Source organism: Rhizobium sp. PRIMUS64, assembly GCF_023006465.1.
GTDB lineage: Bacteria > Pseudomonadota > Alphaproteobacteria > Rhizobiales > Rhizobiaceae > Rhizobium > Rhizobium leguminosarum.
The window spans coordinates 34,780-55,164 of record NZ_JALBGX010000031.1 but is presented as its reverse complement, the minus strand read 5'-3'; the positions used below and the strand labels follow the sequence as shown (position 1 = coordinate 55,164).

Sequence of the window (20,385 nt, the reverse complement as noted above, 5' to 3'; positions counted from 1 at the left end):
TCTCCCGTTCAGGCTTCGAAATCGAAAATCAGCAATTCGTGGAAATGGTTCATATCCTCGAACACGCAGAATGCCGGCGGGGTCAGCTCGAGAACAGGGGCCTTGCGGCGGATATCGTCGGCCACCTCATCGAGCATCGCCTGCCAGCGCGGCAAGGCTTCATCCTCCAGCCGTTCGATCGCATAGGCAAAGGTCATGTGGAACTTGTATTCCTCATGGCTCGGCTGGCGATAGCCCAGAAGATCAGCCAGCGCATTACGCCAGGCGCGCATGACCCTGCGGTCGTTCTCCGTCGCCCCGTCGACGAGCAGGCCCGACGGGCGAGCGTCGACGATGGCGACCTTGAAGGGATCGAACATCGAGAAACCTTCGAGCCTGGCCGCCATCAGCGCGGTCATGTCTTCGATCGGCGTATCGAGTGGGAGGTCGCCCGGCCAGGAATCCTGCCGGCGCCTGGTCTCGATGACACCTTCGAAAAGCGTCATGTGAATGCTTGATATCGGCGTGAAGAGGAACTGCGGGGCCTCGGGCATCGCCAGATATTTCTCACGCGCCTCGATCAGCGCCGTCTGCGTCTGCGAGCCCTTCTCGAAATGGCAGACGATGGTGTTGCCGGCTTCCGGCAGAAAGCCGCCGACCTTGCGATAGCGGCTGCCGAGATGGGCGGGCGGGGTCGGATTATGCCTCTTCGAATAAAGGAGAAGCTCGGGCGAAAACGTCGTGGTGGTCATGGGCGACTCGGGGCCTCTGGTTGGACTGCATTCGCCCATATGGCAGAACCAAGAATGTCAGATGACACTTGCCGCTTCTAGAGCATGATGCCGAAAAGTGTGAGCGGTTTTTGGACGATATCATGCGCTAACTATATAATTTAGAACAGGATTCAGATTTCAGGCAGTACCCGGACTGAAATCTGAATCCTGCTCTAACGACAAGTTCTGATGTCAATCATAAATGCACCTGATGTAATCGCCTGAACCTTGCGCGCGTCTCTCGATGACGCCGGCCAGCCGGCGAAGGCCTCGTCCAGGCTTGCCAGCATTGCGGTCGATCGGGTTTGGCAGCGAGACGGCAAGCAGCGATGCCTGGCGCCGCGTCAGTTTCGAGGCCGGCACCTTGAAATGATGCTGGGCCGCGGCCTCGATGCCGTAGATGCCGGGACCCCATTCAGCAATGTTGAGATAGATTTCCATCAGCCGCCGTTTCGACAGGACGAAATCCGTGGTCACCGCGAGCGGAAGTTCCAGCGCCTTGCGCACGAAGGAACGGCTGTTCCAGAGGAAGAGGTTCTTCGCCGTCTGCATCGGAATGGTACTGCCGCCGCGTGTCGCCTGACCTTTCAGCGTATCCTCGACCAGCATGCGCATTTCCGCCCAGTCGACGCCGCCGTGAAAGCAATATTGCCCGTCCTCTGACATCATCACCGACTGCACCACAACCGGGGCGATATTATCAAGCGACACCCATTGCCTGTCGTAACCACGCAGCAGCACGAGATCGCGCAACATCAGCGTCGAGACGGGGTGAATGAAGGGCAGCAGATAGAAAAAGATCAGTGCATAGGGAAGGATCAGCAAGATCAGCACGGCAAGAACAATGCGTTTCAACACACGCCGGTCTTCGAACCATCGCCGACGAGCCGGCATGTCGACGCTGTCCTCTCTCTCTGGCGCTATATCCAATGTCCCCAAGTCCGATTTCGCTCCTGTCGTTCTCATAACGCCTGTGCAGAGCTTATGCCAGAGTGCGCGGCGAATCTTGCTGCCGCCATCGACAATTCCGTTGCAAGCCCGTGGGCGCTCATGCCAAACAGCGCCCATGGACGCGAACCGGGACACTTTCGAGACGAGGCTGAAGAACAACGCCCACGAGATCGAGGCGCTGCTCGACCTATTGCTTTCGCCGAGCACCCTTTCCGATGAAATCGCCAGGCCCGAGACGCTGCGCGATGCCATGCATTATGCCGTGCTGAACGGCGGCAAGCGGCTGCGCCCGTTTCTCGTCGTCGAAAGTGCAGCCCTTCTCGGCGGCGACGCAGAGGCGGCACTTCGCGTCGGCGCCGCACTTGAATGTGTCCACTGCTATTCTCTCGTGCATGACGACCTGCCGGCCATGGACGATGACGACCTGCGCCGCGGCAAACCGACGGTACACATCAAGTTCGACGAAGCGACGGCAATCCTCGCAGGCGACAGCCTGCTGACCTACGCCTTCGACATCATCGCCGCGCCGGAAACGGCCCTTCCCGACACGAGCAAGGCATCGCTGGTGCTGGCCCTTGCCCGCGCAGCCGGTCTTGGCGGCATGGCCGGCGGCCAGGCGCTCGACCTCGCGGCGGAAAAGCAGGCCCCCGACGAGGCCGCCATCATTCGCCTGCAGGCGATGAAAACCGGCGCGCTGATCCGCTTCGCCTGTGAAGCCGGCGCCGTCATCTCGGCAAGCCCGCCGGAAGATCGCCGCCGCCTGCGCGCCTTCGGCGAAAAGATCGGTCTTGCCTTCCAGCTTGCAGATGACATTCTCGACCTGACCTCGGACACCGCGACCATGGGCAAGGCAACCGGCAAGGATGCGGCCCGCGGCAAAGGAACACTTGTGGCTCTTCGCGGCATGGAATGGGCCGAAGCCCAGCTCCGTGAGCATGTCCGCGATGCCGAGGCGCTGCTTGCCCCCTACGGCCCTCGCGCCTCGATCCTCACCGCCGCGGCGCATTTCATCGCCGATCGGAAGAGCTGACATCCCCAGGCCCACCTCCGGCGTTGGGGAGCCTTGACTGTTCCCCGACGCCGATGATCCGATCGTTCAGGCGCCGGCTAAAACAGGCTCCTGAACCGTAGCGGTTCGCCGTCCCAGGATCGCAACGATCATCAGACCGCCGACGACGCTCAGATGCTCGATCGCAAACAGCATCTCGAGAAAGGCGGCTTGGCCGCTCATCGACCAGAAGGCGTGCGCGATCGGGATCGTCAGCACGGTGAAGACGCCGAGAGCGCCCGCCCCGAGCCAGATATGCCGACCGGAGATGACAAGGGCGGAGCCGGCTAGCTGCACGAATATGACGGCAATCGCAGTCGGCGCAGCAGGCGCAAGGCCGTAGTGCTCCATCTCTGCGATCGCGGTCGGGAAGTCGAAGAGCTTCGCAAGCCCGCTCGACCAGAAGACCAGCGTCAGCAGAATGCGGGCAAAGATCCGAAAGCTGCTCGATGCCAGCAGGCGATCGACATGATGCATTCTCATTGTTGATTCCTCGATTGTCGAAAGGATTGGGATCGGCGTCGCAGCGCTTGCTCCCGGGGCCGCGGGCTCACGCCTGCGGCGGCGGCGGAATGTCGATGCCGAAACGGGCGGCCGTCGCGACGATCTTCGGAACGTCGGGCGCGCTCATCGGCGGAAAGGCCGTCGTGCCGGGTGCGACCGGCTCGCCGACCGCCATGAAGAACTCCTCATGCAGATCGCCGGGGAAATTGATCAAAAGCAGCTTCGAGGGCGTCTCGGCAATATTCCGGAAGGAATGCAGCGTGCCCGGAGAGACGTGGACGAAATCGCCGGGGCCGCAATGCTTGATCTCGTCGCCGACGACGATCTCGTAATGGCCTTCGAGGATGAGAAAGGCTTCCTGGTCCGTCTGCGAGTGCGGCGGCGGGCCGGCGTTCGGAGCCGTATAGGCCTCGATGACCGTGAAGCTGCCTTTGGTATCCGCGTAGCGGGCACGAAAGGTGAGGATATTGCCAAGAAAATGGACGGTCATCGGCGCAACGGCGTCGGATCGGCCGGAAAGGGGCGCGGAGTTCATCGACTTGTGCCTTGATTTGATTGTGATACACTAAACTCTTAATGAGACATTAATCTCATAACGAGGCATGAATGGACAGTCAAGAAAAAAGATTCGAGAGGGTCAATCAAAAGCGTCGCACGCGTGTCGAGTTGCTGCGTGCCGCGCGCGAGATCATAGAGAAAGGCGGCCACCCCTCGGTCGCCGAAGTGGCCGATCTCTCTGGCATTTCGCGCGCGACGGCCTACCGATATTTCTCGACGCCGGATGAAATTATCCGCGAGGCAGTCCTCGATGGCGTTGCGGATGTGATCAAGATCCCGCCAGCGCGGAACGACATGGGCGATGCGGAGGTTGGCCATCGGCTCGAGGACCTGGTCTCGCAGATCTTCAAAATGGTCATCGACAATGAGGGCGTCTTTCGCGCGCTTCTCGGCAGCTCGGCTGTCGGCCAGGCGCAGGTCCGCCGCGGTGGCCGCCGCATCGCGTGGCTGAAAGAGGCGATGTCACCGCTGCAGGCAACCATGCCGCCGAAGAATTTTCAGCGCCTCGTCCACGCACTGTCGCTGGCGGTTGGCATAGAGGCACTGGTGGTGATGCGTGACATCTGCGAGCTGGAGCCCAAGGAAGCGGAGAAGGTTCTGCGCTGGACCGCAAAGACTTTGCTTGCCGGCGCCATGGCCGAAAGCTGAGGAAATCGGTGGGCTGCTCAGGCCGCCAGCATGTCCTTGAGAGCGGAAACCAGGCGCGCGCACTCCTCGTCCGCGCCGATGCTGATGCGCAGGAAATCCGAAATACGTGGCTTGGCGAAATGCCGGACGAGAATGTTCCGCTCCCGCAAGCCGGCTTGAAGCGCTACACCCGATTGTCTCTCGTGCCCGGCAAAAACGAAATTGGCCTGGGACGGCAGGACCTAGAAGTGCAGCGTTTCGAGTTCGGAGACGAGGCTTTCCCGGCTGGCGATGATTTTCCTCCGGCATGTCTGGAACCACGCCTCATCTTTGATCGCCGCCGTCGCGGCGAGCTGCGCCAGACGATCGAGCGGATAGGAATTGAAACTGTCCTTGACCCGCTCCAGCGCCTCGATCAGCGGCCGCTGCCCCAGCGCGAAGTCGATGCGCAGACATGCAAGCGAACGGGATTTCGACAGGGTCTGAATGACAAGCAGATTGGGATGCGTGGATATCAGCGGGATGGCGCTTTCACCGCCGAAATCGATATAGGCCTCGCCCATGACGACGACTGCATCCGGATGGGCGGCAAGAAGTGCCTCGATGCCGGCAAACGGCAGGCCGATGCCGGTCGGCGCATTCGGATTGGGGATGATGATTGCGCCGCATGGCCTGTCGTAATCCGCCAGCCGGACCTGGAACCTGTCGTCGACCGGCACCTCGATCGCCCCGACACAGTATAGCAGGCGCTGACGATTGGCGACCAGTACTGGCTCATCCGAACCTATGGGCGCTCATTCCGCCGCCGTCCGCTGGCCGAACCGTTTCTCGATATAGTCGACAACCAGAGCCTCGAAGTCGGCGGCGATATTGGGACCGCGCAGCGTCAGCGCCTTCCGCCCGTCGATGAAGACCGGGGCCGCCGGCGTCTCGCCGGTGCCGGGAAGCGAAATGCCGATGTCGGCATGTTTGCTTTCGCCCGGCCCGTTGACGATGCAGCCCATGACGGCGACGTTCAGCGCCTCGACGCCAGGATATTTTTCGCGCCAGACCGGCATGTTCTTGCGGATGTCGTTCTGGATGTTCTGGGCAAGCTCCTGGAACACGGTCGACGTCGTGCGTCCGCACCCCGGACAGGCCGCAACGACGGGTATGAACTGGCGGAAGCCCATGACCTGCAGGATTTCCTGCGCCACCTGGACTTCGCGCGTGCGGTCGCCGTTCGGCTCGGGCGTCAACGATACGCGAATCGTATCGCCGATGCCCTGCTGCAGCACGAAGCCCATCGCCGCCGACGAGGCGACGATGCCCTTGGTGCCCATGCCGGCTTCGGTCAGGCCGAGATGCAGCGCATGATTGGAGCGTTCGGCGAGCATGGAATTGACGGCGATCAGGTCCTGCACCTGGCTGACCTTGGCCGACAGGATGATGCGGTTGCGCGGCAGGCCGATCTCTTCGGCGAGGGCTGCAGAAAGCAGCGCCGATTGCACGATCGCCTCGCGTGTCACCTGCCGGGCCGAAAGCGGCGATCCGGCTTCGGCATTCTGGTCCATCAGCGCCGTCAGCAGATCCTGGTCGAGCGAACCCCAATTCACGCCGATGCGCACCGGCTTGTCATAGCGGATCGCCATCTCGATAATCTCGGCGAACTGCTTGTCCTTCTTGTCCTTGAAGCCGACATTGCCGGGGTTGATGCGGTATTTCGCCAGCGCCGCGGCACAATCAGGATGATCGGCGAGCAGCTTGTGGCCGATATAATGGAAGTCGCCGATCAAGGGCACGTCCATGCCGAGGCGCAGCAGCCGCTCGCGGATCTTCGGCACGGCGGCCGCACTCTCGTCGCGGTCGACGGTGATACGCACCAATTCCGAGCCTGCGCGGAACAGAGCGGCGACCTGCGCGACGGTCGAATCGATATCGGCCGTATCGGTATTCGTCATGGATTGCACGACGACCGGCGCCCCGCCGCCAACGATGACACCGCCGACATCGACGGCAACGGAAGCGCGGCGCGGTTTCGGATCAAAATCGGCGGCTGAAGACATGAAGAGTTCTTGCACCCCTATAAACAGTGCTTTTCAGGTGGATCAAGGCCGGCTGCTTGTCAACCGCCCCTGATATCACTTTTGTTGGGAGGCGGCTCAGTGACCGCCTCCGGAGGTCCCATCGGCATAATGGGCCAGCTTGGAGAGCAGGAGAACGACGAGCAGCAGCACCGGCAGCGCCATGAAAACGACGGCAAAGCCGATATGCTCGGCGACGAAGCCGATCAACGATGGCGCAACCAGCATGCCGGAATAGCCCATGGTCGTGACCACCGAGATGGCGATGCCGGGCTTGAGACCGGGTATGTTGCCCGCCGCCGAGAAGGCGATCGGCACCATGTTGGAAATGCCGATGCCGCAAAATGCAAAGCCCAGGATGGCAAGCTCGGCATTCGGCGCCAAGCCTGCAAGCAGCATGCCGATAATGGCAAACAGCGTGCAGATGCGCAGCGTCTTGACGCCGCCCAGACGGTCGCGCACCAGGTCGCCGGCAAAGCGCATGATTGCCATGGTCGCCGAAAAGGCTGCGAAACCAAGGCCGGAAAGTGCCACGGATGCATCCATTTCCTGCCGGAGATAGAGCGCGCCCCAGTCCAGAACCGCACCTTCCGGCACCATACTGAACAGCGCCATCAGTCCGAGCAGCCACGGCAGCGGCACCATCGGCAACTTCGTCTTTTCCTTCTTGGTGTCGGGATGCGGCGGATCCGCAAGGACCATCGGCCAGGCGACGGCAACGAAGATTGCCGCCAGCACCGTCGCCAGTTGCGCATGGCCGAGAATGCCGAGCTTGGAGATCACGATGCCGCCGAGACCGGAACCGATCAGCCCGCCAAGGCTCCAGAAAGCGTGGCAGGACGACATGATGGCGCGGCGCATGGATTTCTCGACCGACACCGCATTGGCATTCATCGCCACGTCCATTGCGCCGATGAAGCCGCCGAACAGGAAGAGCGAGATTGCCCCGGTGAGCACATTTGGCGCGAGCGTCAATGCCAGCAGCAACGGCAACACGCAAAGAGCCAGTATCTGGACGACGACACGCGAGCCGTGTTTGGCGATCTGCGCACCGGCGAGCGGCATCATGACCAGCGAGCCGACGCCGAAGACGAGGATCATCAGCCCAAGCTCGAACTTGGTCAGCGCCAGACGCTCGGCAAAATCGGGGATCTTCGGCGCCCAGCAGCCGACGACAAAACCGTTCATGAGAAAGAGCAGAGAAACCGCCGCCCTGCTTCTGGTAACGAAGCCGCTCCGGGCTCCCGGCTTACTCACATGAGTATCCATTTTCCGATCTTTCCTCATTGCCGGGCTTGCTCGCGCCCGGTTTCCCTAAACTCTGTGATGGCGCCTCAGTTCGTTTTCTCGGCCAGAACAGTCCTGCATCCGCGCTCGCGGTAACGAGCGAGAATGGCCGGATCGGCATCGTGCTCAACGACCAGGCATTCGCAATGCGCAACCGGCAGGATGCTATGGGGGGCAGAAGTGCCAAATTTCTCCGAGGTTGCAGCCACCAACACCCTTTTGCTCCTGGACGTCGCAAACCGCTTGAACTCCGCATCCTCGAAGCCGAACACCGTGATGCCGGCCTCGAGATCGACGCCGCAGGCGCCGAGAATGCAGAGATCTGGTGAAATCTGCTCCATATCCCGCAACGCCTTGGCGCCGAGCGCACCGCCCGTCTGTCGATCCACCATTCCGCCGATCAGGATGACGTTGACGGCCGGCTTGTCGATCAGCGCTGCGGCAATCGCCGGCGCATTCGTCGCAGCCGTCAGTGCAAGTTCGGCCGGCAATGCGTTGGCAATCGCCAGATTGGTGCTGCCAGCGTCGAAGAACACGGTCGAGCCGGCGGCAATCTGCTTTGCCGCAGCGCGCGCCAGCGCTTGTTTCCGGTCTGCGGCAAAGCCGATACGCTGCGTCAGGCTTCCATGCGCCGGCGAGACCGGCAATGCACCGCCATAGACCCGCTCGCAGAGCCCTGCCGCTGCCATCTCGCGTAGGTCCCGACGCACCGTATCCTCGGAGACCCCAAATTCGAGCGCAAGCTCCGTCGCCAGTACGCGGCCATTCAGCCGCAGCCTCTCGGAAATCACGCCTTGGCGCTCTCGCAACAGAAAATCCTGCATGTTCCTACCGAGTTCGTAGCTTACAAATTAAAAACGTGCATAAACGCTTATGATCATGCAGGCAATATGCACGGTTACACGTTTTCTGACGTTTGGAAATAAAGCTCCACTACCGGAAGGAATAAGCCCTATTGACCGGTCCGAGAGGCGGGAATATCGATTGGTCATTCCCGATTCCCGCCGGCATATCCGCCACCTGGTGCGTTCTCCCCGTGAAAAACTCCGTCAGCCTGGGCATCCTGCTCACGACCGTCGCCTATATGGCGTTCACCTTCCATGACGCGATCATCAAGATCCTGGCTTCCAGCATTCCCGTCTGGCAGATCCTGTTTTTCCGCAGTCTCACCATCCTCGTCGGTTGTCTTGCCTATGGCCGCGGCAAGCTCGTCCATCAGACGATGACATCGCCGATCATCAAGCCGATGATCGCCCGCAGTATCCTTCTGCTCTGCGCCTGGCTTTCCTATTATTCCGCCGCAAGCCGCCTGCAGCTTGCCGAAGTGACCACGCTTTATTACGCCGCCCCTGTCGTCGGCACCTTACTGGCTTGGCTTATCCTGAAGGAGAAAGTCACGCCGACACGTTGGCTGGCCGTCGGCGTCGGTTTCGTCGGCGTCCTTATCGCCTGCAATCCGATCGGCCTCACCATCTCCTGGCCGGTCTATCTGGCGCTGCAGGCGGCCGTGCTCTGGGCCTCTGCCATGGTGCTGCTGCGCAAGACCTCGCTGCACGAGAAGACCATTATCCAGCTCACCGTTTCCAACGTCTTTTTTCTTGCCATGACCGGCATTGCCGTGATCTGGACATGGCAGACCCCCGATATGACGCAGCTCGCGCTCCTCATTGCCACCGGCGTCGTTGCCGGCTGCGCGCAGTTCGCCCTTTTCGAAGGCATGCGTCAGGCGCCCGTCTCCGTGCTTGCGCCATTCGAATATACGTCTCTCGTCTGGGCCTTCCTCTTGGGTTATCTGATCTGGGCCGACATCCCCACGCCCAATGTGGTTGTCGGCGCAGCGATGATCCTCGGCGCCGGATTGATCATCATCGTCAGCGAAAAACTGCGCCGCCGCATCACCGCCTGATGACTGTTTCTGCAGGATTCACGGTTCGAGCGGCCGTTTGAGAAAAATATTTGCAGTTGCTGCTTTTATTCGCAGTTTTCTACGCTTCCGGCGCCATCATTTTCTGCCAACTATCCCCATCCGAAACACCTCCCAAGGATGAATGAACAATGAACTGGTTGAAAACCGTCGCCGCCGCCGCCCTCATTCAGGCTGCGGCCCTCCTGCCTGCCCATGCCGGTGAAAACCTCGCCGCCATCAAATCGGCCGGCGTCTTCAAGATCGGTACCGAAGGCACCTATGCGCCCTTCACCTATCATGACGAAAGCGGCAAGCTCGTCGGCTTCGACGTCGAGATCGGCGAAGCGATCGCCGCCAAGCTCGGCGTCAAAGCCGAGTTCGTCGAAGGCAAGTGGGACGGCCTGATCGCCGGCCTCGACGCCAAGCGCTACGACACCGTCATCAATCAGGTCGGCATCACCGAAACCCGCAAGCAGAAGTATGATTTCTCCGAGCCCTATATCGCCTCCAAGGCCGTGCTGATCGCCCGCGACGGCGACGACAGCATCAAATCCTTCGCCGATCTGAAGGGCAAGAAAGCCGCCCAGTCGCTGACCAGCAACTTCGGTAAGCTCGCAACCGAAGCCGGCGCCGAGCTCGTCGGCACCGATGGTTTCGATCAATCGATCCAGCTCGTATTGACCAAGCGCGCCGACGCCACGATCAACGACAGCCTCTCCTTCCTCGATTTCAAGAAGCACAAGCCGGACGCGCCGGTGAAGATCGTCGCCGAGCAGGAAAATGCCGATTACTCCGGCGTCATCATCCGCAAGAACGAACCGGAGCTTCTCGCCGAAATCAACAAGGCGCTTGCCGACATCAAGGCCGACGGCACCTATAAGAAGATCGCCGACAAGTATTTCGGCCAGGACGTTTCCAAGTAATTTGAACTGAAGAAAAGTCCCCTCCCCAACCCGCTCCCCACAAGGGGGAGGGGCTTAGCCGACGGACCGACTCATCTCCAAATAATCGCGTCGGCCTGCCGCTCGGTCGCTATTTCTTGCGAGGCGACACCTAGATAAGTCCCTCCCCCTTGTGGGGAGGGGTTGGGGAGGGGTATTTCGAGTATCACGACCCAACCGACGAGAGAGAACTCCCTTGGCGCACTGGCTCCAACTGATGGCGGAATCACTGCCCTCGCTCCTGTGGGCGGGGCTGATCTTCACCATTCCTCTGACCCTGCTATCCTTCGTCTTCGGCCTGGCCCTCGGGCTCGCCACCGCAATCGCCCGGCTCTTCGGGCCGATGCCGCTTTCGGCCATCGCGCGCTTCTATGTCTGGGTCATCCGCGGCACGCCGCTGCTCGTGCAGCTCTTCGTCATCTTCTACGGCCTGCCGAGCCTCGGCATCCTGCTCGATGCCTTTCCGGCCGCCCTCATCGGCTTCACGCTGAATATCGGTGCCTATAGCTCCGAGATCATCCGCGCGGTCATTTCCTCAGTACCGAAGGGCCAGTGGGAAGCCGCCTATTCGATCGGCATGAGCTGGCGCCAGGCGATGAGCCGCACCATCCTGCCGCAGGCAGCCCGCGTCGCAGTGCCGCCTTTGTCGAACACCTTCATCTCGCTGGTCAAGGATACCTCGCTTGCCGCCGCCATCACCGTGCCCGAGCTCTTCCAGGCGGCGCAGCGCATCGTCGCCACCACTTATGAGCCCTTGATCCTCTATATTGAGGCGGCGCTGATCTATCTCGTCCTGAGCTCCGTCCTCTCGCAGCTGCAGGTGCGGCTGGAACGCCGCTTCGCGCGTTATGGCGGCATGCTGGAGGCAAACGCATGATCGAGCTTTCCAATATCGAAAAGCGCTTCGGCGATGCGGTCATCCTCAAGGATATCAGTATCCGCATCCCCGAAGGCAGCGTCACCGCGCTGGTCGGGCCTTCGGGCGGCGGCAAGAGCACGCTTCTGCGCTGCATCAACCTGCTCGAAATTCCGACCGCCGGTTCCATCCGCCTCGGAGAGGAAAGGCTGGCCTTCGCACCGGGCAAACGAACAAGCTGGCCGGCGATCCAGAAGATCCGCCGCCAGACCGGCATGGTCTTCCAGAATTTCCAGCTCTTCCCGCATCAGACCGCGATCGAGAATGTCATGGAAGGCCTGGTAACCGTACTGAGATGGCCGAGGGAAAAGGCACGCGAGCGTGCGATGGAATTGCTGACCAAGGTCGGCATGACCCATAAGGCCGATGCCTGGCCTTCGACACTGTCGGGCGGCCAGCAGCAGCGCGTCGCGATCGCCCGCGCACTGGCGCAGTCGCCGCGCGTGCTTCTCTGTGACGAGCCGACATCCGCCCTCGATCCCGAGCTTTCGGCCGAAGTGGTCGATGTGCTGGGCCAACTTGCCAGCGAAGGCACGACGATGGCGATAGCGACCCACGATCTCCGACTCGCCTCTAAGATCGCCAATGACGTGGTTTTCCTGGAAGCCGGGAGCGTCGTCGAAACGGGCAGCGCCAGAGCGATCTTCAGTGCGCCGGAGCGCGAACGCACCAAACGTTTCATTTCGACGATCAACGCCGCCCATACTTACGATATCTGAGCTAGAGCATGTTGCCGAAAAGTGTGAGCGGTTTTCGGACGACATCATGCTCTATTTCTTTGATTTAGATCTGGATTCAGATTTTAGGCCAACCTGGCCTAAAATCATCCGGATCTAATGCCGGGATGCGAACATCCCGGCATTGCTGGAACTCCAATCAGGAGGCCGTGACGACCGAGCGCGCCGCCTTCAGCGCATTGCCCCACCAGGTGAGCTGGTCGAGCTGGTTCTTCGCCGCTTCGTTGAGATGCGCGTAGTCGCTGAGGCTCTTGCCTTCCTTCAGGACGCCGAGATATTCGCCGAGCGCGATATGCACGCCCGTTTTCACCGACGCCGCACCCATTTCCACGAAGATCAGGCGAAGATGCTCGACCGCACGTGCGCCGCCGACGCCGCCGTAACCGACGAAACCGACCGGCTTCTGGATGAACTCGCCGAGGTCGATGGCGTTCTTCAGAACCGCCGTCGGAGCGTGATTGTACTCGGCAGCGGTGAAGATGAAGCCGTCGAATTCACGCAGCTTCTTTTTCCAGCGCTCTGCCGTTTCGCTTTCAGCGGTCGTCGCACGCTGCTCACCGAAAAAATGCATGGGGTAGTCGAGCAGGTCGAGAACCTCGACCTCGATGTCCTGGCGCTCGGCGGCGATAGCGGCAATCCACTTGGCCGGATGCTCGGCAAAACGGCCGATACGCGTGCTGCCGACGATGACGGCAATCTTCAATTTGCTCATGGAGATGATTTCCTGATGGGTCTTGGGGGCAGGTGGTAAGAGTGCAAGTCTATGAGAAAGCCTCCGCGCCGGGCAAGGCGCGAAGGCTGCGGACATTCGAAAAATCAACTTTTTGACAGGCCGATCGTACACAATCGAGTGAATGGAGTCGGCTCGCAAAGTCGGCTGATGGGCGTCTTTGCGAGGACGGCAGCCATTCAACCTGCGTAAACGACGAGCAGGTCCTTGGCGTCGATCTGGTCGCCGGCGCGCACCAGCACCTCGGAAATGGTGCCGTCCTTTTCCGCATGCAGCGCCGTTTCCATCTTCATCGCCTCGATCGAGACGAGCACGTCGCCGGCATTGACGGCCTGGCCGGGTGAGACGAAGACACGGCTGATGACACCCGGCATCGGCGCGCCGACATGAACGGCATTGCCCGGCTCCGCCTTGCGGCGGACGGCCGCACCCGTCGCCCCATGCGCCCGGTCCGGCACCTTGATACGGCGCGGCTGGCCGTTGAGCTCGAAGAAGATGGTCACCATGCCCTGGCTGTCGGTGGCGCTCATCGCCTGATTGACGATGACGAGCGTCTTGCCGCGCTCGATATCGGCAAACAGTTCCTCGCCGTCCTTGAGACCGTAGAAATAGGCGGGTGTCGGCAGCACCGAGACCGGGCCGTAGGTATCGGAGGCGAGCGCGAAGTCGGTGAAGACCTTCGGATACATCAGGTAGGAAGCGAATTCGAAGTCGCTGATCTCGCGCTCCAGCTTCGTCTCGATGACTTTGCGCTCCGCATCGAGATCGGCCTCCTTGAGCAGCGAGCCGGGACGCACGGTGTAGGGCTTGTCGCCCTTCAGCGCCTTCTTCTGCAGCGCCTCGGGCCATCCTGAAGGCGGCTGACCGAGATCGCCCTTCAGCATCGAGACCACCGATTCCGGGAAGGAGACTTCCTTCTCGGGGCTGACGACGTCGGCAACCGTCAGGTCCTGGGACACCATCATCAGCGCCATGTCGCCGACGACCTTGGAAGACGGCGTCACCTTGACGATATCGCCGAACATCTGGTTGGCGTCGGCATAGGCCTGCGCCACCTGATGCCAGCGGGTTTCGAGGCCGAGCGAGCGGGCCTGTTCCTTGAGGTTGGTGAACTGGCCACCCGGCATTTCGTGCAGATAGACTTCGGATGCTGGTCCCTTCAGATCGCTTTCGAAGGCGGCATATTGGTTACGCGCCGCTTCCCAATAGAAGGAAATACGGCGGATCCATTCCGGATCGAGGCCCGGATCACGCTCCGTACCGCGCAACGCCTCGACGATCGAACCGAGACAGGGCTGCGAGGTATTGCCGGAAAGCGCATCCATGGCGGCATCGACGGCATCGACGCCGGCATCGACAGCGGCAAGGACGGTTGCGGCTGCAATGCCCGATGTATCATGCGTGTGGAAATGGATCGGCAGGCTGGTCGCCTCACGCAGCGCCTTGAACAGAACCTTCGCAGCCGCAGGCTTGAGGAGACCTGCCATATCCTTCAGCGCAATGATATGCGCGCCCGCCTTCTCGAGCTCGACCGCAAGGTCGGTATAATATTTCAGATCGTATTTCGGACGGGCCGAGTTCAGGATATCGCCGGTGTAGCAGATCGCCGCCTCGCAGAGCTTGTTCTCCTCGGCAATGGCATCCATCGAGACACGCATGTTCTCGACCCAATTCAGACAATCGAACACGCGGAAGAGATCAATACCGCCCCTGGCCGCCTGGCGGACAAAATATTTGACGACATTGTCGGGATAATTGGTGTAGCCGACGCCGTTGGCGCCGCGCAACAGCATCTGCAGCAGAAGGTTCGGCGCGCCCTCGCGGATCAGCGCCAGGCGCTCCCACGGGTCCTCGGTCAGAAAGCGCATGGAGACGTCGAAGGTCGCGCCCCCCCAGCATTCGAGCGACAAAAGCCCTGGCAGCGCATGTGCATAGGTGCCGGCGATGCGGGCGATATCATAGGTGCGCATGCGGGTGGCGAGCAGCGACTGGTGGCCGTCGCGCATCGTCGTATCGGTCAAAAGCACGCGCTTCTCGTTACGCATCCATTCGCCGAACTTCTTCGGGCCGAGCGTGTCGAGGAGCTGCTTCGTGCCATCCTTGACCGTATTGCCATTGGCGTAGGGAACCACCGGCTCGGCAGCATTTTCCAACGGCTTCGGCCTGTCCTTGGCCTCGGGATGGCCATTGACGGTGACGTCGGCGAGATAGGTCAGGAGCTTCGTGGCGCGATCCTGGCGCTTCACCTGCTGGAAGAGCTCCGGCGTGGTGTCGATGAAGCGTGTCGTGTAGCTGTTATCCCGGAACTTCGGATGGCCGATGATCGCTTCGAGGAAGGTCAGGTTGGTGGCCACGCCGCGAATACGGAATTCGCGCAACGCACGATCCATGCGGGCGATCGCTTCGGACGGATTGGGCGCCCATGCCGTGACCTTGACGAGAAGGGGATCATAAAAACGGGTGATGATGGCGCCCGAATAGGAGGTGCCGCCATCGAGGCGGATGCCGAAACCGGATGCCGAGCGATAGGCGGTGATGCGGCCGTAATCCGGAATGAAATTATGCTCCGGATCCTCCGTGGTGATGCGGCACTGCAGCGCATGGCCGTTGAGGCGGATATCCTCCTGGCGCGGCACGCCCGATTCCGCGGTGCCGATCGCAAAGCCGTCGAGGATGTGGATCTGCGCCTTGACGATGTCGATGCCGGTGACGACTTCGGTCACCGTATGCTCGACCTGGATGCGGGGATTGACTTCGATGAAATAGAATTTCCCGGTATCGGCATCCATCAGATATTCGACAGTACCGGCGCCGATATAATTGGTCGCGGCGGCGATCTTCAGCGAGTAGGCGGCGAGTTCCTGGCGCTGCGCCTCCGAGAGATAGGGTGCCGGCGCGCGCTCGACGACTTTCTGGTTGCGGCGCTGGATCGAGCAGTCACGCTCGAAGAGATGCACGACATTGCCGTGCGTATCGCCGAGAACCTGGCTTTCGACATGACGGGCGCGCTCGACGAGCTTTTCCAGATAGACCTCGTCCTTGCCGAAGGCGGCCATCGCCTCGCGTTTGGCTTCCGTCACCTCGCGAGCAAGATCCTTTGGATCGCGGATCGCGCGCATGCCGCGCCCGCCGCCACCCCAGGAAGCCTTCAGCATGACGGGGTAGCCGATTTCTTCCGCCATCTTCGCCACTTCGGCCATGTCCTCGGGCAGAGGTCCGGTGGCCGGGACTACAGGGACGCCGACCGAAATCGCCAGGTTGCGCGCCGCGACCTTGTTGCCGAGCTGGCGCATCGTATCGGCCTTCGGGCCGATGAAGATGATGCCGGCCTTGTTGCAGGCATCGACAAATTCGGGGCTTTCCGACAGCAGGCCATAGCCGGGATGGATGGCATCGGCGCCGGAGAGTTTCGCGACGCGGATCACCTCCTCGATCGACAGATAACTCTCGATCGGACCCATGTCCTTGGAAAGATGCGGGCCGCGACCGACCTGGTAGCTCTCGTCCGCCTTGAAGCGGTGCAGCGCCAGCTTGTCCTCTTCCGCCCAGATCGCCACGGTTTTTATTCCAAGCTCGTTGGCCGCGCGGAACACGCGAATGGCAATTTCGGAGCGATTGGCAACGAGAATCTTGGAAATGGGCAAAACGGTCTCCTCAGACGTTCAGGCGCGGGCAATGCTGCACCCGCGAAGAAAATTCTTAACTTCTTGTTACAGAAAGTTCAATTTCTCTTGCGACTGCGAAATGCAATTTCTCGCCATGCTGGAGCAACTCCAGGAAAAGTGCGAAGCGGTTTTCCGTCTGGAGTTGCGTAAAAGTAAAAACCAGAGCGTTTCGCTTCGATGAGATGTAGAATTGCTCTAACTTATCAGGCCGTGGCGGAAGGCAAGCGCCACCGCCTGCTGCCTGTTTTTCGCCTTCAGTTTATCCTGCAGACCGTTCATATACCAATCGACCGTGTGGTTTGAGATCTTCAGCATCTTGCTGATCTCCATCGAAGTCATGCCTTCGGCGAGATAATGCAGGATTTCCATCTCTCGCCGCGTCAGCGGCGTGTCTGCCGGCAGGACGGTTTCCAGCGCCGGCGCCTCGCCTTTCAGATCGAGCAACCGCCAGAAGGCCTTGCGCGCCACCGCCTCCAACAATGCGATCTCCACCGGCGACAACTCGATCGGCTTGCCGGCGAGACTGAGGCTGGCGAGAGTACCGTTGCGTCCGTGGATCGGAAAGATGTAGCCGTCCTCCAGTCCGTGGCCGAAGGCATCGACCATCATCTGCTCCATGCGGCGCTGATGCGCATCCTTGTGGAAGGCCGCCATCGCCTCCCGCCAGCGGAAAGGCCGCTGCGCGTGGCCGAGATAGCGCACCATCGGATCGATCAGAGCATATTTTTTCGCGGCATATATCCGCGGCCAATGCTCCGGCCAGCGGCCGGCCAGCGCCGCAGCCCAGGACTCTGGATTCTGCTGCACCGGTTTCTGTGGCAAATGACGCAGCAGGCCGTAATATTCGAAACCGCAACCGTGGAGGATCTGCTCCAGCTCGGTGACGACAGCTTCAGGATTTGAGCATTCTTCCAGAATTACAAGCAATTGAATTAACGAATCAATATTCACAAAAATGCCCCTTGCCCGGACCTGTTGCCCGCATGAGGCCGTCGGCGGCTGGTCAAACTGGTCGCGAAACGGTCTTCTTTAATAAATGCAGTCTGTAATTTAATGCTGTGCTAAACATTTAATAAAATGCAAGCGCAAATTGTTGCGAGATATGGCCAGGCGGCAATTTCGGCGTCATGGCCACTCGTCGCATCCTGCGATAATACGATCGCGGCAATCATCACATCGATCGAACCCTGACTACTCCGTTAATCGCCCGTTCAGGTAGGCTTTTGTAGCATCGCATCATCCCGTTTTCGCAGATGCACAAGAGGTTCGACGTGACGCTATTCAAGGTCTATGCAAGAGCTCTGCGCTATCTTGGCGCCTACAAGCTGCGCGTATCCCTGGTCGTTGTCGCAAACATTGTTCTTGCGACGATCACCATCGCGGAGCCGATCCTGTTCGGTCGCATTATCGATGCGATTTCGGGCAAGGGTGAGGTCAAGCCCATCCTCTTCATGTGGGCGACTTTCGCCGTCTTCAACACCATTGCCTTCGTCCTGGTGGCCCGCGAGGCCGACAGACTGGCCCATGGCCGGCGAGCGACGCTGTTGACGGAAGCCTTCGGCCGCATCATTTCCATGCCGCTCGGCTGGCACCATCAGCGCGGCACCTCCAACGCGCTGCATACATTGCTGCGCGCCTGCGAGACGCTGTTCGGCCTCTGGCTGGAATTCATGCGCAACCACCTGTCGACGGTCATCGCGCTTGCTCTTCTGATACCGACCGCAATGTCGATGGACCTGCGCCTTTCCGCCGTACTCATGGTGCTCGCCATCGCCTACTGGCTGATCGGCCGCGTCGTCATGAGCCGCACCAAGGACGGCCAGGCTTCGGTCGAGAACCATTATCACACCGTCTTCTCGCATGTCAGCGACTCGATCAGCAACGTTTCTGTCCTGCACAGCTATAACCGCATCGAGGCCGAAACCAGGGCGCTGAAATCCTTCGCTGACCGTCTGCTCGAAGCGCAGTATCCGGTGCTCGACTGGTGGGCGATCGCCAGTGCACTGAACCGTATGGCGTCGACCATCGCGATGATGGTGGTCCTGATCATTGGCACCATGCTCGTCCAGGCCGGCCAGCTGCGCGTCGGCGACGTCATCGCCTTTATCGGCTTCGCCAACCTGTTGATCGGCCGCCTCGACCTGATGCGCCAGTTCGCTACGCAGATTTTCGAGGCCCGTTCCAAGCTCGAGGAATTCTATGCGCTGGAAGACTCGGTGCGTGAACGTGAAGAGCCGGCCGGCAACGGCGAAATCAAGGACGTCAGGGGTTCGATCGAATTCCGCGACGTCTCCTTCGGCTTCGGCAACAGCTCGCAGGGCCTGCATAACGTCTCCTTCTCGGTGAAGGCAGGCCAGACGGTTGCGATCGTCGGCCCGACCGGCGCCGGCAAGACGACGCTCGTCAACCTGCTGCAGCGTGTCTATGATGCCCAGGGCGGTAAGATTCTCGTCGACGGCACCGATATTACCAAGGTGACCCGCAAGTCGCTGCGTCGCCACATCGCCACCGTCTTCCAGGATGCGGGCCTGCTGAACCGTTCGATCAGCGACAATATCCGCCTTGGTCGCGAAGGCGCCAGCGAAGAGGAAATGCGCCGTGCGGCCGAAGCCGCCGCCGCCGCCGACTTCATCGAGACCCGTGAGGAGCGCTACGATACGCATGTCGGTGAACGCGGCAACAAGCTCTCCGGCGGCGAGCGCCAGCGTATCGCGATTGCCCGCGCCATTCTGAAGGACGCGCCAATCCTGGTGCTCGACGAGGCGACCTCGGCGCTCGACGTCGAAACCGAAGCCCGCGTCAAGGCCGCAATCGACAACCTGCGCCAGAACCGCACCACCTTCATCATCGCCCACCGCCTGTCGACGGTCCGCGAAGCCGATATGGTGCTCTTCCTGGATGACGGCCGTGTCGTCGAACAGGGCAGCTTCGACGAACTCAGCCACAGCAACGGCCGCTTCGCCGCCCTGCTGCGCGCCAGCGGCATCCTGACGGACGAAGAAGTCCGCAAGGCCCATACCACCGAAGCCGCCTGATCGGTTCGGGTTTCAAGATAAAGGCCGGAAGGTAACCTCCTTCCGGCCTTTTTGTTTGCTCTGGGACCTGGCAGGCTTTTCTGTTCAGATTGAAGTATTCTGTTGGTCCAAAAGGAGCCGGATGATTGAGGGGCCGACGCCCGTCGCCGACGGCGGCAAAGGTCCAGAGATCCTGCGGCCGGCGGGCGATCTTGCGAGCCCCCAGGCCGGATGCTCGTCACAGATATCAAGCAACCGCATGTTCGAGATCGGCTCCCGTGCGCCATGGGCTGGCATGCGGCCGGCGGGAGCAGTCCTCCACCGGCTCGCCCGCCCGCAGGCGCCGCAGCCAGACGTAGCCGGTCTGTCGGCTGATGCAGTGGCGCTGGCAAAGCTCAGATACGTTCTCCCCCTCAAGCTCTGCCAGCCGGCAGAATTCCAAATATTCGTCCGCAATCGACCTCGGCCGCTAGAGCCTTTCCGGGTTAGATTGAAGCATTCTGCCGGAGCAGGTTTTCGTCAGGGCAAAGGCGATTGGCGAAGGGCATACCCCTTGGTACGTCCGAGCCGATCGCCTCTGATCCTGGCGGAAAGATGCCTGGCCCTTCGGGTTGGCTCAAACGGAGTCGGAATGGTTCAATCTAACCCGAAAAGGCTCTAACCTCCGCCAGTCGAAGAGCAACGGG

Annotated in this window: 18 protein-coding genes and 1 pseudogene; 7 read left to right on the top strand and 12 right to left on the bottom strand. The window is 60.8% G+C overall.

Translation table 11 applies throughout. The features are described from left to right. Positions 1-8: 8 nt before the first annotated feature. Both MOV76_RS14905 and mtgA read right to left on the bottom strand, forming a co-directional pair. A complete protein-coding gene (locus MOV76_RS14905; RefSeq protein ID WP_247264782.1) occupies positions 9-731 on the bottom strand; it encodes a DUF1868 domain-containing protein in 723 nt (240 codons plus the stop codon). A 213-nt stretch (positions 732-944) separates the two neighbouring features. Next, positions 945-1,682: a monofunctional biosynthetic peptidoglycan transglycosylase gene (gene mtgA / locus MOV76_RS14900; RefSeq protein WP_026230972.1), complete on the bottom strand. Its 738-nt coding sequence runs from the start codon at positions 1,680-1,682 to the stop codon at positions 945-947. Positions 1,683-1,818: 136 nt separating this feature from the next. Between mtgA and MOV76_RS14895 the strand changes: the two genes are divergently transcribed. Continuing rightward, positions 1,819-2,733: a polyprenyl synthetase family protein gene (locus tag MOV76_RS14895; protein ID WP_247264781.1), complete on the top strand. Its 915-nt coding sequence runs from the start codon at positions 1,819-1,821 to the stop codon at positions 2,731-2,733. Positions 2,734-2,799: 66 nt separating this feature from the next. Here MOV76_RS14895 and MOV76_RS14890 read toward each other — a convergent pair whose 3' ends face one another. Together MOV76_RS14890 and MOV76_RS14885 are read right to left on the bottom strand one after the other, a co-directional pair. Further along, positions 2,800-3,234, bottom strand: coding sequence for a DoxX family protein (locus tag MOV76_RS14890; protein WP_247264780.1), 435 nt, complete (start codon positions 3,232-3,234; stop codon positions 2,800-2,802). Between the two features lie 67 nt (positions 3,235-3,301). Next, positions 3,302-3,790, bottom strand: a complete 489-nt coding sequence (locus MOV76_RS14885) for a cupin domain-containing protein (RefSeq protein WP_247264779.1) — start codon at positions 3,788-3,790, stop codon at positions 3,302-3,304. Between the two features lie 71 nt (positions 3,791-3,861). Between MOV76_RS14885 and MOV76_RS14880 the strand changes: the two genes are divergently transcribed. Next, positions 3,862-4,461, top strand: coding sequence for a TetR/AcrR family transcriptional regulator (locus tag MOV76_RS14880; RefSeq protein ID WP_247264778.1), 600 nt, complete (start codon positions 3,862-3,864; stop codon positions 4,459-4,461). A gap of 17 nt (positions 4,462-4,478) precedes the next feature. Here the strand turns inward: MOV76_RS14880 and MOV76_RS14875 are convergent. The 4 genes and pseudogenes from MOV76_RS14875 to MOV76_RS14860 form a co-directional block, all read right to left on the bottom strand. Next, positions 4,479-5,186 (bottom strand): annotated as a pseudogene (locus tag MOV76_RS14875) (pyridoxal phosphate-dependent aminotransferase); the annotation flags it as partial. Between the two features lie 48 nt (positions 5,187-5,234). Next, on the bottom strand, positions 5,235-6,485 hold the full coding sequence (gene ispG, locus MOV76_RS14870) for a flavodoxin-dependent (E)-4-hydroxy-3-methylbut-2-enyl-diphosphate synthase (RefSeq protein WP_018244068.1): 1,251 nt from the start codon (positions 6,483-6,485) through the stop codon (positions 5,235-5,237). A gap of 96 nt (positions 6,486-6,581) precedes the next feature. Continuing rightward, positions 6,582-7,772 carry an MFS transporter gene (locus MOV76_RS14865; protein ID WP_130653290.1) on the bottom strand — a complete coding sequence of 397 codons (1,191 nt, stop codon included), beginning with the start codon at positions 7,770-7,772 and terminating at the stop codon, positions 6,582-6,584. A gap of 65 nt (positions 7,773-7,837) precedes the next feature. Continuing rightward, on the bottom strand, positions 7,838-8,614 hold the full coding sequence (locus MOV76_RS14860; RefSeq protein WP_247264777.1) for a DeoR/GlpR family DNA-binding transcription regulator: 777 nt from the start codon (positions 8,612-8,614) through the stop codon (positions 7,838-7,840). Positions 8,615-8,745: 131 nt separating this feature from the next. Between MOV76_RS14860 and MOV76_RS14855 the strand changes: the two genes are divergently transcribed. The 4 genes from MOV76_RS14855 to MOV76_RS14840 all read left to right on the top strand — a co-directional run bounded on the left by MOV76_RS14855 (position 8,746) and on the right by MOV76_RS14840 (position 12,272). Beyond that, positions 8,746-9,696 carry a DMT family transporter gene (locus MOV76_RS14855; RefSeq protein WP_197728272.1) on the top strand — a complete coding sequence of 317 codons (951 nt, stop codon included), beginning with the start codon at positions 8,746-8,748 and terminating at the stop codon, positions 9,694-9,696. A gap of 149 nt (positions 9,697-9,845) precedes the next feature. Then, positions 9,846-10,619: an amino acid ABC transporter substrate-binding protein gene (locus MOV76_RS14850; protein ID WP_017995516.1), complete on the top strand. Its 774-nt coding sequence runs from the start codon at positions 9,846-9,848 to the stop codon at positions 10,617-10,619. A gap of 214 nt (positions 10,620-10,833) precedes the next feature. Beyond that, a complete protein-coding gene (locus tag MOV76_RS14845; RefSeq protein ID WP_018244073.1) occupies positions 10,834-11,514 on the top strand; it encodes an amino acid ABC transporter permease in 681 nt (226 codons plus the stop codon). Beyond that, the gene (locus tag MOV76_RS14840) at positions 11,511-12,272 is read left to right on the top strand and encodes an amino acid ABC transporter ATP-binding protein (protein ID WP_247264776.1); all 762 of its coding nucleotides are present in this window, start codon (positions 11,511-11,513) and stop codon (positions 12,270-12,272) included. Before MOV76_RS14845 ends, MOV76_RS14840 begins: the two co-directional genes overlap by 4 nt. A 157-nt stretch (positions 12,273-12,429) precedes the next feature. Here MOV76_RS14840 and MOV76_RS14835 read toward each other — a convergent pair whose 3' ends face one another. From MOV76_RS14835 to MOV76_RS14825, 3 genes are all read right to left on the bottom strand, one after another. Continuing rightward, on the bottom strand, positions 12,430-13,002 hold the full coding sequence (locus MOV76_RS14835; RefSeq protein WP_130653291.1) for an NADPH-dependent FMN reductase: 573 nt from the start codon (positions 13,000-13,002) through the stop codon (positions 12,430-12,432). A gap of 197 nt (positions 13,003-13,199) precedes the next feature. Next, positions 13,200-16,664 carry a pyruvate carboxylase gene (pyc, locus tag MOV76_RS14830; protein WP_018244076.1) on the bottom strand — a complete coding sequence of 1,155 codons (3,465 nt, stop codon included), beginning with the start codon at positions 16,662-16,664 and terminating at the stop codon, positions 13,200-13,202. Positions 16,665-16,880: 216 nt separating this feature from the next. Beyond that, entirely contained in the window at positions 16,881-17,636 is a 756-nt protein-coding gene (locus MOV76_RS14825) for a LuxR family transcriptional regulator (protein WP_047620222.1), read from the bottom strand. Between the two features lie 320 nt (positions 17,637-17,956). Here MOV76_RS14825 and MOV76_RS14820 point away from each other — a divergent pair, with 320 nt between their 5' ends. Further along, positions 17,957-19,720 carry a glucan ABC transporter ATP-binding protein/ permease gene (locus tag MOV76_RS14820; protein WP_113542554.1) on the top strand — a complete coding sequence of 588 codons (1,764 nt, stop codon included), beginning with the start codon at positions 17,957-17,959 and terminating at the stop codon, positions 19,718-19,720. 226 nt (positions 19,721-19,946) lie between these two features. On the opposite strand, the gene MOV76_RS40340 is transcribed toward MOV76_RS14820, so the two are convergent. Then, the gene (locus tag MOV76_RS40340; RefSeq protein WP_157626506.1) at positions 19,947-20,141 is read right to left on the bottom strand and encodes a helix-turn-helix domain-containing protein; all 195 of its coding nucleotides are present in this window, start codon (positions 20,139-20,141) and stop codon (positions 19,947-19,949) included. Positions 20,142-20,385 lie beyond the last annotated feature (244 nt).

Coding starts and splice junctions, on each gene's coding strand:
- MOV76_RS14835 (WP_130653291.1), bottom strand. CDS start 13,002: ATGAGCAAATTGAAGATTGCCGTCATCGTCGGCAGCACGCGTATCGGC.
- MOV76_RS14905 (WP_247264782.1), bottom strand. CDS start 731: ATGACCACCACGACGTTTTCGCCCGAGCTTCTCCTTTATTCGAAGAGG.
- ispG (WP_018244068.1), bottom strand. CDS start 6,485: ATGTCTTCAGCCGCCGATTTTGATCCGAAACCGCGCCGCGCTTCCGTT.
- MOV76_RS14865 (WP_130653290.1), bottom strand. CDS start 7,772: ATGGATACTCATGTGAGTAAGCCGGGAGCCCGGAGCGGCTTCGTTACC.
- MOV76_RS14850 (WP_017995516.1), top strand. CDS start 9,846: ATGAACTGGTTGAAAACCGTCGCCGCCGCCGCCCTCATTCAGGCTGCG.
- MOV76_RS14880 (WP_247264778.1), top strand. CDS start 3,862: ATGGACAGTCAAGAAAAAAGATTCGAGAGGGTCAATCAAAAGCGTCGC.
- MOV76_RS14890 (WP_247264780.1), bottom strand. CDS start 3,234: ATGAGAATGCATCATGTCGATCGCCTGCTGGCATCGAGCAGCTTTCGG.
- MOV76_RS14860 (WP_247264777.1), bottom strand. CDS start 8,614: ATGCAGGATTTTCTGTTGCGAGAGCGCCAAGGCGTGATTTCCGAGAGG.
- MOV76_RS14840 (WP_247264776.1), top strand. CDS start 11,511: ATGATCGAGCTTTCCAATATCGAAAAGCGCTTCGGCGATGCGGTCATC.
- MOV76_RS14885 (WP_247264779.1), bottom strand. CDS start 3,790: ATGAACTCCGCGCCCCTTTCCGGCCGATCCGACGCCGTTGCGCCGATG.
- MOV76_RS14895 (WP_247264781.1), top strand. CDS start 1,819: ATGGACGCGAACCGGGACACTTTCGAGACGAGGCTGAAGAACAACGCC.